The organism is Streptomyces sp. NPDC033270 (genome assembly GCF_055576575.1).
In genome coordinates, this window is record NZ_JBVIRA010000018.1 from 17,045 (window position 1) to 28,758 (window position 11,714).

The 11,714-nt window shown below is 69.6% G+C and carries 13 protein-coding genes; 2 read left to right on the plus strand and 11 right to left on the minus strand.

Going from position 1 to position 11,714, the window contains the following annotated elements:
* Window positions 1–151: 151 nt before the first annotated feature.
* From kdpC to ACZ5XZ_RS23985, 7 genes are all read right to left on the minus strand, one after another.
* The gene (kdpC, locus tag ACZ5XZ_RS23955; protein WP_468981529.1) at window positions 152–814 is read right to left on the minus strand and encodes a potassium-transporting ATPase subunit KdpC; all 663 of its coding nucleotides are present in this window, start codon (window positions 812–814) and stop codon (window positions 152–154) included.
* Window positions 815–834: 20 nt separating this feature from the next.
* On the minus strand, window positions 835–2,991 hold the full coding sequence (gene kdpB / locus ACZ5XZ_RS23960; RefSeq protein WP_468981300.1) for a potassium-transporting ATPase subunit KdpB: 2,157 nt from the start codon (window positions 2,989–2,991) through the stop codon (window positions 835–837).
* Window positions 2,988–4,664 (minus strand): potassium-transporting ATPase subunit KdpA, encoded by a 1,677-nt coding sequence (gene kdpA / locus ACZ5XZ_RS23965; protein ID WP_468981531.1) that lies wholly within the window; start codon window positions 4,662–4,664, stop codon window positions 2,988–2,990. The genes kdpB and kdpA overlap by 4 nt, the downstream gene beginning before the upstream one ends.
* 31 nt (window positions 4,665–4,695) lie before the next feature.
* Window positions 4,696–4,785, minus strand: coding sequence for a K(+)-transporting ATPase subunit F (kdpF, locus tag ACZ5XZ_RS23970; RefSeq protein WP_016575741.1), 90 nt, complete (start codon window positions 4,783–4,785; stop codon window positions 4,696–4,698).
* A 327-nt stretch (window positions 4,786–5,112) separates the two neighbouring features.
* Window positions 5,113–5,880: a DUF3710 domain-containing protein gene (locus tag ACZ5XZ_RS23975; protein WP_468981302.1), complete on the minus strand. Its 768-nt coding sequence runs from the start codon at window positions 5,878–5,880 to the stop codon at window positions 5,113–5,115.
* Window position 5,881: 1 nt separating this feature from the next.
* A complete protein-coding gene (gene dut / locus ACZ5XZ_RS23980) occupies window positions 5,882–6,403 on the minus strand; it encodes a dUTP diphosphatase (protein ID WP_128506666.1) in 522 nt (173 codons plus the stop codon).
* Window positions 6,400–7,002: a PaaI family thioesterase gene (locus ACZ5XZ_RS23985; protein ID WP_384440048.1), complete on the minus strand. Its 603-nt coding sequence runs from the start codon at window positions 7,000–7,002 to the stop codon at window positions 6,400–6,402. The genes dut and ACZ5XZ_RS23985 overlap by 4 nt, the downstream gene beginning before the upstream one ends.
* Before the next feature lie 58 nt (window positions 7,003–7,060).
* Here ACZ5XZ_RS23985 and ACZ5XZ_RS23990 point away from each other — a divergent pair, with 58 nt between their 5' ends.
* Window positions 7,061–7,504: a DUF3093 domain-containing protein gene (locus tag ACZ5XZ_RS23990; RefSeq protein ID WP_468981306.1), complete on the plus strand. Its 444-nt coding sequence runs from the start codon at window positions 7,061–7,063 to the stop codon at window positions 7,502–7,504.
* A gap of 21 nt (window positions 7,505–7,525) precedes the next feature.
* On the opposite strand, the gene ACZ5XZ_RS23995 is transcribed toward ACZ5XZ_RS23990, so the two are convergent.
* The 4 genes from ACZ5XZ_RS23995 to ACZ5XZ_RS24010 form a co-directional block, all read right to left on the minus strand.
* Window positions 7,526–8,332, minus strand: coding sequence for a hypothetical protein (locus ACZ5XZ_RS23995; RefSeq protein WP_468981307.1), 807 nt, complete (start codon window positions 8,330–8,332; stop codon window positions 7,526–7,528).
* 14 nt (window positions 8,333–8,346) lie between these two features.
* Window positions 8,347–8,649 carry a DUF4193 domain-containing protein gene (locus ACZ5XZ_RS24000; protein ID WP_003982531.1) on the minus strand — a complete coding sequence of 101 codons (303 nt, stop codon included), beginning with the start codon at window positions 8,647–8,649 and terminating at the stop codon, window positions 8,347–8,349.
* 525 nt (window positions 8,650–9,174) lie between these two features.
* Window positions 9,175–10,437: a sensor histidine kinase gene (locus tag ACZ5XZ_RS24005; protein WP_468981310.1), complete on the minus strand. Its 1,263-nt coding sequence runs from the start codon at window positions 10,435–10,437 to the stop codon at window positions 9,175–9,177.
* 6 nt (window positions 10,438–10,443) lie between these two features.
* Complete coding sequence (locus ACZ5XZ_RS24010) at window positions 10,444–11,097, minus strand: response regulator transcription factor (protein WP_006602630.1); 654 nt, start codon at window positions 11,095–11,097, stop codon at window positions 10,444–10,446.
* Window positions 11,098–11,417: 320 nt separating this feature from the next.
* On the opposite strand from ACZ5XZ_RS24010, the gene ACZ5XZ_RS24015 reads away from it, so the two are divergent.
* The gene (locus ACZ5XZ_RS24015) at window positions 11,418–11,594 is read left to right on the plus strand and encodes a hypothetical protein (protein WP_393496536.1); all 177 of its coding nucleotides are present in this window, start codon (window positions 11,418–11,420) and stop codon (window positions 11,592–11,594) included.
* Window positions 11,595–11,714 lie beyond the last annotated feature (120 nt).

The window sequence follows — 11,714 nt, forward strand, 5'->3', positions numbered from 1 at the left end:
ACGAAGCGGCCTACAAGCAAGTGGCAAGACGAAAGCCCCCCGACGCTCCCCCCCCCCCCCCCCCCCCCCCCCCCCGCCCCCTTCGCTCCGGCTCTGCTCCGGCCCGTCCAGCCCGGCACCAGCCGGCTCTGTACCGCCCGGGACCCAGGCTCTACCCCCGCCCCTTCACCAGATCCTTCAGGGCGATGTTCAGCTCCAGGACGTTCACCCGCGGTTCGCCCATGAAACCGAGGACGCGACCGTCGACATGGTCCTTGACCAGCTGACGCACCGTGTCCGCCGGCAGGTGGTTCTCCTTGGCGACCCTGGCGGCCTGCAGTTCGGCGTACTCCGGGGAGATGTGCGGGTCGAGGCCGGAGCCGGAGGAGGTGACGGCGTCCGCCGGGACCTTCGACTCGGCGACGCCGTACGTCTCCGCGACCCACTTCTTGCGCTCCTTCACCGCCTTGACGAGGTCGGTGTTGGTGGCGCCCAGGTTGGAGGCGCCGGAGACCTGGAGGTCGTACTGGGTGTTGACGCCGTTGGTCTGGTTGCTGCCCAGTCCCGCCGAGGGGCGTGGCTGGAAGAACCTCAGGTCCACAACCGGGTTGCCTTCCTTGTCCTTGCCCTTGTCGTAGCGCTGTCCGAGCAGCGAGGAGCCGACGACCTTGCCGTGGGAGCTCACCTCGGATCCGTTGGCCTTGTCGGGGAAGGCGGCCTGCGCCACTCCGGTGACCAGCAGCGGGTAGACGACGCCGCAGACCACCGTCAGTACGAGCAGGGCGCGCAGCCCCGCGCCCAGCAACCGGGCGGTGTTGCGTACCGAGTTGTTCATGTCGGTCACCAGCTCCTAGATCAGTGCAGCCCGGGGATGAGGGAGATGAGCAGGTCGATGAGTTTGATGCCGATGAACGGGGCGATCAGGCCGCCGAGTCCGTAGACGGCCAGGTTGCGGCGCAGCATCTTGTCGGCGCTGACCGGGCGGTACTGCACGCCTTTGAGGGCGAGCGGTACCAGCGCGACGATGATCAGTGCGTTGAAGATGATGGCCGAGAGGATCGCGGAGTTGGGGCTGGACAGCCGCATGATGTTGAGGGTGTCCAGGCCCGGGTAGGCCACCGCGAACATCGCCGGGATGATCGCGAAGTACTTCGCGACGTCGTTGGCGATCGAGAAGGTCGTCAGCGCACCGCGAGTGATCAGGAGTTGCTTGCCGATCTCGACGATCTCGATGAGCTTGGTCGGGTTGGAGTCGAGGTCGACCATGTTGCCGGCCTCCTTGGCGGCCGACGTACCCGTGTTCATCGCCACGCCGACATCCGCCTGTGCGAGGGCCGGGGCGTCGTTGGTGCCGTCGCCGGTCATAGCGACGAGCTTGCCGCCGGCCTGTTCGCGCTTGATGAGCGCCATCTTGTCCTCGGGCGTGGCCTCCGCGAGGAAGTCGTCGACGCCCGCTTCTTCGGCGATGGCCTTGGCCGTCAGCGGGTTGTCACCCGTGATCATGACGGTCTTGATGCCCATCTTGCGCAGCTCGACGAAGCGTTCGCGCATGCCGTCCTTGACGACGTCCTTGAGGTGGATGACGCCCAGGACGCGCGGGCCGCGCTCGTCCTCGAGGGCGACCAGCAGCGGAGTGCCGCCGGCCTGCGAGATGGCGTCGGTGAGCTGCTGGGCGTCGGCGGCGACCTCGCCGCCGCGCTCCTGGACCCAGGTGATGACCGAACCCGACGCGCCCTTGCGGATCTTGCGGTGCCGGCCGTCCTCGGTGACGTCCACACCCGACATCCGGGTCTGGGCGGTGAACGGTACCCATTCGGCGTCGGCCAGCTCGCCCTGGTGGCGCTCGCGCAGCCCGTACTTCTCCTTGGCGAGGACGACGATGGAGCGGCCCTCGGGGGTCTCGTCGGCCAGTGAGGACAGCTGGGCCGCGTCGGCGACCTCGGCCTCGGTGGTGCCGCGTACGGGCACGAACTCGGCTGCCTGGCGGTTGCCGAGGGTGATGGTGCCGGTCTTGTCGAGCAGCAATGTCGATACATCGCCTGCCGCTTCGACGGCGCGTCCGGACATGGCCAGCACGTTGCGCTGGACGAGCCGGTCCATGCCGGCGATGCCGATGGCCGAGAGCAGCGCGCCGATCGTCGTCGGGATCAGGCAGACCAGCAGCGCCAGCAGCACGATCATGGGCTGTTCGGCGCCCGCGTAGATCGCGAACGGCTGGAGGGTGACGACCGCCAGCAGGAAGACGATGGTGAGCGACGCGAGCAGGATGTTGAGTGCGATCTCGTTGGGGGTCTTCTGCCGTGCGGCGCCCTCGACGAGGTTGATCATCCGGTCGATGAAGGTCTCGCCGGGCTTCGTCGTGATCTTGATGACGATGCGGTCGGAGAGCACCTTCGTACCGCCGGTGACGGCAGAGCGGTCACCGCCGGACTCGCGGATCACCGGCGCCGACTCACCGGTGATGGCCGACTCGTCGACCGACGCGACACCTTCGACGACATCGCCGTCGCCGGGAATGATGTCGCCGGCCTCGCAGACGACGAGGTCGCCGATGCGCAGTGCGGTGCCGGGTACCTGTTCCTCGGTGGTGCCGCTCAGGCGACGCGCCACGGTGTCGGTCTTGGCCTTGCGCAGGGTGTCGGCCTGCGCCTTGCCGCGGCCCTCGGCGACCGCCTCCGCCAGGTTGGCGAAGACGACGGTCAGCCACAGCCAGGCGGCGATCGCCCAGCCGAACCAGTCCGAGGGCGACTTGAGGGCGAAGAGCGTGGTCAGGACGGAGCCGACCTCGACCACGAACATCACGGGGGACTTGACCATCACCCGCGGGTCGAGCTTGCGTATCGCGTCCGGGAAGGACTTGACCAGCTGTTTGGGGTCGAAGAGACCGCCGCCCACGCGGCCGTCGCCGGGCTTGTGCCCGCTGGGGACGTCCTGGTGCGGAGCGCGAGTCGGAGTAGCTGTCGAACTGGAGGCCATGGAGCCGGGCCCTTCCGGTTTCACGGGGGCGGTCATGACAGGCCCTCCGCCAGCGGCCCGAGGGCCAGCGCCGGGAAGTAGGTCAGACCGGTGATGATCAGGATCGTGCCGACGAGCAGCCCGGCGAAGAGCGGCTTCTCGGTGCGCAGGGTGCCCGCGGTCTCCGGGACCGGCTTCTGCTCGGCGAGCGAGCCGGCCAGTGCGAGCACGAACACCATCGGCAGGAAGCGGCCGAGCAGCATGGCCAGACCGATCGCGGTGTTGTACCAGGGCGTGTTGGCGTTCAGGCCGCCGAAGGCGGAGCCGTTGTTGTTGGCGCCGGAGGTGAACGCGTACAGCACCTCGGAGAAGCCGTGCGAACCGGCGCCCAGCGCCTTGGTGTTGAGCATCGAGCCCAGCGCGTCCGGCAGCACCATCGACGCGGCGGTGAAGCCGAGGACCAGCGTCGGGGTGATGAGGATGTAGCAGGCGGCGAGCTTGATCTCGCGGGTACCGATCTTCTTGCCGAGGTACTCGGGCGTACGGCCCACCATCAGGCCGGCGATGAACACCGCGATGATCGCCATCACGAGCATGCCGTAGAGGCCGGAGCCCACTCCACCGGGTGCGATCTCACCGAGCATCATGCCGAGCAGCTGGATGCCGCCGCCGAACGCGGTGAAGGAGGAGTGGAAGGAGTCCACGGCTCCGGTGGAGGTCAGGGTGGTGGCCACCGAGAAGATCGCCGAGGAGCCGACGCCGAAGCGGGTTTCCTTGCCTTCCATGGCGGCGCCCGCGGCCTGCAGGGCCGGGCCGCCGTGGGCGAACTCGGTCCACATCATCAGCGCGGTGAAGCCGAGCCAGATGACGCCCATCGTGGCCAGGATGGCGTAGCCCTGCCTCACGTTCCCGACGAGCTTGCCGAAGGTGCGGGTCAGCGCGAACGGGATGACGAGGATCAGGAAGACCTCGAAAAGGTTGGTGAAGGCGTCGGGGTTCTCGAAGGGGTGGGCGGAGTTGGCGTTGAAGTAGCCGCCCCCGTTGGTGCCCAGCTCCTTGATGACCTCCTGGGAGGCCACCGCGCCACCGTTGGTCTGCTGGGAGCCGCCCATGAACTGGCCGACCTCGTGGATGCCGGAGAAGTTCTGCACGGCTCCGCAGGCGACCAGGACGAGGGCGCCGACGACGGCGATCGGGACGAGCACCCGAATGGTGCCGCGGACCAGGTCGGCCCAGAAGTTGCCGAGGTCGCCGGTACGGGACCGGGCGAAGCCGCGGACCAGGGCGACGGCCACGGCCATGCCGGTGGCGGCGGAGACGAAGTTCTGCACCGCCAGGCCGGCGGTCTGCACGACGTGGCCCATGGCCTGCTCGCCGCTGTAGGACTGCCAGTTGGTGTTGGCGACGAAGGACGCCGCGGTGTTGAACGCCTGGTCGGGGCTGATCGACGCGAACCCCAGGGACAGCGGCAGGCCGCCCTGGACGCGCTGCAGCAGGTACAGCAGGAGCACACCCACCGCGGAGAACGCCAGGACGCCGCGCAGATAGGCGGGCCAGCGCATCTCGGCGTCCGCATTGGCGCCGATGCAGCGGTAGACGACCTTTTCGATACGGAGGTGCTTGGGGGAGCTGTAGACGGCGGCCATGTAGTCGCCGAGGGGTCGGTACGCCAGGGCCAGCGCCGCGGTGAGCGCTATCAGCTGGAGCACGCCTGCGAGGACGGGGCTCATGTCGCCCGCTGCGGAAGCAGCTATGGACACGTCAGAACCTCTCCGGGAAGACGAGCGCGAGGACCAGGTATCCGAGCAGGGCGACGGCAACGATCAGGCCGACGATGTTCTCGATGGTCACAGCTTCGTCACCCCCTTGGCGACGAGGGCCACCAACGCGAAGACCGCGATCGTGACGACGACGAAGGCCACGTCGGCCATCGTGTGCTCCTAGATGACTGGGGAGATGAGGACCTCCACAGCAAAGCGTCCTTCCCACGCGGCTCGAACTCTGTTGACGCCTCCCTTACGGCCATTAGCGCTCCGTTGACGGAACTCATACGCGCCCGTTTGTGACCTGCGCAAACGCCGAGGGCCCGGACCCCCTCAAACGGGGTCCGGGCCCTTTCGACCCTCGTGATCCGGCCGAGATCGGGACGTCTGCGCGCCGCTCGGCCGCGCGATCCGGTCAGCGGATCTCGGTGATCTCCGGTCCGCGCTCCAGGCGCTCCACGCCACCGCCGAAGCGGGACTGCTCGGCCGACTCCTGCTGCACGCCGTCCGGCACCATCTGGGCGTCGTCCGGCAGCTTCAGCACGATCGGGTCACGCGGCGCCATCGGGCCCTCACCGCGGACGATGACGGTGTCCCGGAAGATGTGCTCCAGCACGCCCGCGGCCTGCGGCTGCACCGCGCCCTGGCCGGAGATCACCCCGCGCAGGAACCACCGGGGGCCGTCGACACCGACGAAGCGCACGACCTGCACACCGTTGGTGCCGTCCGGCAGCTGCACGGGTACCTGGGCGCGCAGCTCCCAGCCCAGCGGGCCCTCGACCTCGTCGATGACCCCGCCCTGCTGGGTGATGCCGGCGGCGATCTCCTCGCGCACCTCGCCCCAGATGCCCTCGTTCCTGGGAGCGGCGAAGGCCTGCAGCTGTACGGCGCTGTCCTGCAGCACCACCGTCGCGGCGACGATCGCGTCACCGGCGACCTCCACCCGCAGCTCCATGCCCTCGACACCGGGCACGTACAGGCCGCCGAGGTCCACCCGGCCCTCACCGGGCTCCTTGACCTCCGACGAGTCCCAGGGACCGTCGGGGCGCGGCGCGGGCGGAAGGTTGAGCCGCGCCGGCGTCGCCTCGCCCTCGTCGGCACCGTTCACCGCGTGCTCGCCGGCGAGCGTGGTGTCCTTGGCCGACTCTTCAGAAGCCTCGTTCTTCTTGCGACGTCCGAACACGTCACTGTCCTTCCCGGTCGGCACCGACCGATGCGTATTCATTCCCGCCCGTGGAGCCGCCCACCGCCGCATGACCGCCGGTGGAACCGAATCCCCCCTCGGCCCGCGCCGAGCCGGGAAGTTCCGCCACCTCGTGGAAGCGCACCTTCTCGACCTGCTGGACGACCAGTTGGGCGATCCGGTCGAACCTCTCGAACCGCACACTCTCGCGCGGGTCCAGATTGACCACGATCACCTTGATCTCTCCACGGTACCCGGCATCCACCGTCCCGGGGGCATTGACCAGCGCCAGTCCGCAGCGCGCTGCGAGCCCGGACCGGGGGTGCACGAACGCCGCGTACCCGTCGGGCAGCGCGATCGACACCCCGGTGGGCAGCACGGCGCGCTCCCCCGGCGCCAGCTCGGCGGCCTCGGTGGTCACCAGATCCACGCCCGCGTCGCCGGGATGTCCGTACGACGGAACGGGCACGTCCGGGTCCAGCCGCCGCAGCAGTACATCCACCGGATTCCGTACCTGACTCACGGGTTCACCTCAAAGGCACGCGCTCGTTTGACCTGGTCCGGGTCGGCCATCGCCGCCTGGATCTCCTCGGTCCTTCCGTTGTCGATGAAGTGGTCGACCTTCACCTCGATGAAGACGGCCTCGGCGCGCACGGCGACCGGGCCGTCCGGGCCGCCTATCCGGCCCACGGCCGTCGAGTAGATCTTCCGCCCGTGCACGGCGGTGACCCGCGCGTCCAGATGCAGCACCGTGCCGAGCGGTACCGGCCGCAGGAAGTCGGTCTCCAGCCGGCCGGTCACCGCGATCACCCGCAGCAGCCAGTTCAGCGAGCCGAGCGTCTCGTCCAGCGCGGTGGCCAGCACTCCGCCGTGCGCCAGACCGGGCGCACCCTGGTGGGCCTCCTTGACGGTGAACTCGGCCCGTACGCTCACGCCGTCCCCGGCCCGCGCCTCCAGGTGCAGACCGTGCGGCTGGCCCGTGCCGCAGCCGAAGCACCGGTCGTAGTGCGCGCCGAGGAGCTCTCCGGGCGCCGGACCGTCGGGGTGCCGGACCGGCGCGACGGCGTCCTTCGGCGGCGTCAGCCGCGGCGACTCCGTCCTCGTTCTGTCAGTTCCACTCACGAGTGCAGACCCTACCCGCGCGCGTAAGGGGCCCGCGCCGCCGTGCCAAGCTGGGTTCATGCAGTCGTACGAAGAACGTCTCACCGCGCCCCGGTCCTGGTGGGTGATCGCCGCGCTGATCGGCATCGCCTGTGCCCTGATGCTGCTCCCCCTGGGGACGCTCCCGATGCTCGGCGGACTGATCGGCGGTGCGGCCCTGTCCGCGGTGGCGGTGAGCTCGTACGGCTCGGCGCGGATCCGGGTGGTGGGCGGCGCGCTGATCGCCGGCGACGCGAAGATCCCGGCGGCGGCGCTGGGCGAGGCCAGCGCGCTGGACGCGGACGAGGCGCTGGCGTGGCGTACGCACAAGGCCGACGCCCGCGCGTTCATGCTGCTGCGCAGCTATGTCCGCACCGCGGTGCGGGTGGAGATCACGGATCCGGACGACCCGACTCCCTACGCGTACCTCTCGACGCGGCAGCCGGAGCGTCTGGTGGCGGCGCTGACGGCCGTACGCGGCTGACCGGCGCCGCGGGACGTCCCGTCAGCCTTCAGGCGTGGGGAGGGCGTCCCAGGGGACCTGCTTCGCACGCAGGTCCCGGCGGACCTTCTCGGCGAGTCTCCTGGTGGCGCGGCGGTTCATGAACGCGCCGACGGCGGCGCCGATCATGAACGGCATGAGGTTGGGCAGGTTGCGCAGCGTGCGCTTCATGATCTGCTGACGCAGTTCGCGCTTCATCTGCCCGCCGAGCGCGATGTTCAGCGAGGCCGGTGCGGCGATGTCGATGCCCCGCTCCTCGGACCAGGACGTCAGGCAGGCCATCGCGCGCTGCCGGAGGTTGCCCGCGGGGCGCAGCCCGTAGACCTCGTGCAGCTCGGCGATCAGCTTGATCTCGACCGAGGCCACGCCGGTGATCTCGGCGGCCAGCTCGGCCGGCATGGCGGGCGGAGCGGGCAGCATCGCCGCCGCGCCGACGCCCGCGCCGACGGCGGCAGTGCCCGCGCAGGCGCCCGCGACCAGCTTGTCGGCCAGCTCCTCGGGGGTCAGGCCGGGGAACTGGGCGCGCAGCGTGGCGAGGTCGCGGACCGGGATCCGCGGGGCGGTGGCGATGAGGCGGTCGGCGATCGCGGCGATCCCCAGCCGCAGCCGGCCGCCTGCTCGGCCCGCGGGGCCGGCCAGGGCCGCGAGCGAGGCCCTGCGGCCTCGCTCCCGCGGTGCACCGGTCGTCCGCTCCGTGGGAAGGGCGGTCGGATCGGCGGGCACGGGCGCGGTTTCCTCGCGTGGTCGTGCGCCGGCCGCCGGGCCGCTGTCGCCCTTGGGGCCCTTACGGAACGGGTTCACGCCTGCCACGGCGTAGGCCGGTCTCAGGCCGCGCAGTCGCGGCAGATCGGCTGCCCGTTCTTGTCCTCCGCGGCGAGCTGGCTGCGGTGGTGCACCAGGAAGCAGCTCATGCACGTGAACTCGTCCTGCTGCTTGGGCAGCACGCGCACGGCGAGCTCTTCGTTGGACAGGTCGGCGCCGGGCAGCTCCAGGCCCTCGGCCTGCTCGAACTCGTCGACGTCGACGGCAGAGGCGGACTTGTCGTTCCGCCGCGACTTCAGTTCCTCGATGCTGTCCTCGTTGAGGTCGTCATCGGTCTTGCGTGGAGTGTCGTAATCCGTAGCCATTTTCGCTCTCCCCCTCTGGGTGTCTGCGGTGTCTCAGCGCTCGTAACGCGTGAGAGGCCGGACTTGTGCCCGACCTGAGGCGGAGATTTTGCCTCACATCAAGGTCTGTTACTCAATCGACACCCAACCGCACCCCTGAAGAGGTGATCGGTTTGGATGGCGATCAGGACCGTACACGGTCCGAATGTCGCACCTCGCGCAGCCCACCACCTGTACTTCCCGTAATCCGGCCCCCCGGAAACCCGGACTTCCCCGGCATTCCGCATGGCATTTCGATCACGGAGCGTAGATGGCTGGAAATTCGCGCCTGTGAGCGATCACACACGCGCAGACCGGCGGTCGGACCGGTGCAATTCCGCGCAAAGCGAACTTGGCGAAGGATCCCCGCCCGACCCCCTTTTCGTCAAACCAGGAGGCGAGACGGTGTACGGCCGCGAGACGGGCGATCGTACGCACTGATGTCCGACCGTCGCCCACGGGGGTGCCCGTCGCTCCAGCGTCCGTACAACCGCCCTGCCGCCCGCGTCAGAGCGGTAGGACGACGCGCATGGTCAGGCCGCCGCCCTCGCGGGGCTCGGCGGTGATGCTGCCGTCGTGGGCGCGCACCACCGAGCGCACGATGGACAGGCCCAGACCCACGCCCTTGTCGCTGCCGGTGCGCTCGGTGCGCAGGCGCCGGAAGGGCTCGAAGAGGTTCTCCACCTCATAGGCGGGGACCACCGGCCCGGTATTGGCCACCACCAGCACCGCACACCCCGGCCCCGGCTCGGTGGTCACCTCCACCCAGCCCTCCTCGGCGACGTTGTAGCGCACCGCGTTCTGCACCAGATTCAGCGCGATCCGCTCCAGCAGCACACCATTGCCCTGCACAAAGACCTGCTGCCGCACCCCGCGCAGCGCAACCCCCTTGGCCTGCGCCTCCCCCCGCATCTGCTCCACCGCCTGCGCGGCCACCTCCGACAGATCCACCGGCCGCTTGTCCACGACCCTGTTCTCACTACGGGCCAGCAACAACAGACCCTCCACCAACTGCTCACTGCGCTCATTGGTCGCCAGCAGCGTCTTGCCCAACTGCGTCAACTCCGCCGACGCCCCCGGATCGGCCAGCTGCACCTCCAACAGCGTCCGATTGATCGCCAACGGCGTCCGCAACTCATGCGACGCATTCGCCACAAACCGCCGCTGCGACTCAAACGCCCGGTCCAACCGGTCCAACATCTCATCGAAGGTGTCCGCAAGCTCCTTCAGCTCGTCATCCGGCCCACCCAACTCGATCCTGCGATGCAGATCCGAACCCGCCACCCGCTGCGCCGTACGCGTGATCCGCCCCAACGGCGCCAGCACCCGCCCCGCCATCGCATAACCAAACGCGAACGCCACCACCGTCAGACCCAGCAGCGCCAGCAGGGAGCGGTTGAGGAGGCTGTTGAGAGCCACCGCGCGCTGTTGCTGGAGGCACTGGTTGACGGCTTCCTGGAGCAGCGGCCCGGACGTCTGGGTGGGCAGGTCGCAGATGTCGCTGGTCGACTCGAACTTGCCGCCGAGGATCTTCAGGGGCAGCGCGCTGCCGTCGTGCAGGGCGTCCGCGGCAAGCATGTAGATGATCGTCAGCAGCACGATCCCGGCCATCAGGAACATGCCGCCGTACAGGAGCGTCAGCCGTATCCGGATGGTGGGGCGCAGCCACGGGAACGGCCGGACGTTGACCGGCCGGGGGTCCCAGGTGGGCTTGGGAGGCATGGGCGGCGGAGGGGCCGCCGGCTTGGAGAACGAGGGCAGGGAAGGCATCGCAGGTCAGATCCGGTATCCCGAGCCGGGGACGGTGACGATCACCGCGGGCTCGCCGAGCTTGCGACGCAGGGTCATGACGGTGACCCGTACGACGTTCGTGAACGGGTCGGTGTTCTCGTCCCAGGCCTTCTCCAGGAGCTGCTCGGCCGAGACGACCGTGCCCTCGCTGCGCATCAGGACCTCCAGCACCGCGAACTCCTTCGGGGCGAGCTGGACCTCCTTGCCGTCGCGGAACACCTCGCGGCGATTGGGGTCGAGCTTGATGCCGGCCCGCTCCAGGACGGGCGGCAGCGCGACGGTGGTACGCCGCCCCAGGGCCCGTACCCGGGCCGTGAGCTCGGTGAAGGCGAACGGCTTGGGGAGGTAGTCGTCGGCGCCGATCTCCAGGCCCTCGACGCGGTCGCTGACGTCGCCGGAGGCGGTGAGCATCAGGACACGGGTGGGCATCCCCAGCTCGACGATCTTGCGGCAGACATCGTCGCCGTGGACGACCGGCAGGTCGCGGTCGAGCACGACGACGTCGTAGTCGTTGACCGCGATCCGTTCCAGGGCGGCAGCGCCGTCGTAGACCACGTCGACGGCCATGGCCTCCCGGCGCAGTCCGGTGGCCACCGCATCGGCGAGCAGCTGCTCGTCCTCGACGACGAGAACACGCACGTCGCTAGTCCTTCCTCAGGGCCCTTTCGGGCAGCACAAACAATGTCTGGGAGCCCCTCCATCCTGCCCCGAAGAGCCATAAACCGGAGGTAAGACGGGTGCCGGGCGTCCGCGAGGGGGACCGCGGAGCCCGACGGGCAGGATTCCTGGGCGGGTTGAGGTTTCCCTGAGGTTGCTCGTGGGGAGGACGACTGCACACCCGCGATCACGCCCTGTTTTTTCGGCGACCCGCCATGAACTGTTCCATCTCAGGGACCACGCCGTGATCACCCACCCGTCGGCACACCCCCGTGCCACCGACCCACGACGAGGGGGCGCACATGGACGCGTTCACCGCAGGCATTCTGCAGCGCATAGAGAAGACCGAAGAGGATCTGGACCAGGCCCGCGCTGCGGGCGATGACTTCCTCGCCGAGGTCGAGCAGGCCGAGCTCGAGGACCTGCAGCGACTGGCGAGCGAGCACGGTGTGCGCTACGGGGCGGTCAGCAACGCCTGACCCCGCGCCGGCGTACGACGGCAGCGGGGGGGGGGGGGGGGGGGGGGGGGGGGGGGGGGGGGGGGGGGGGGGTTGGGGGGGGGGGGGGGGGGGTCGGTGCAGGGATCTTCCGGAATAGGC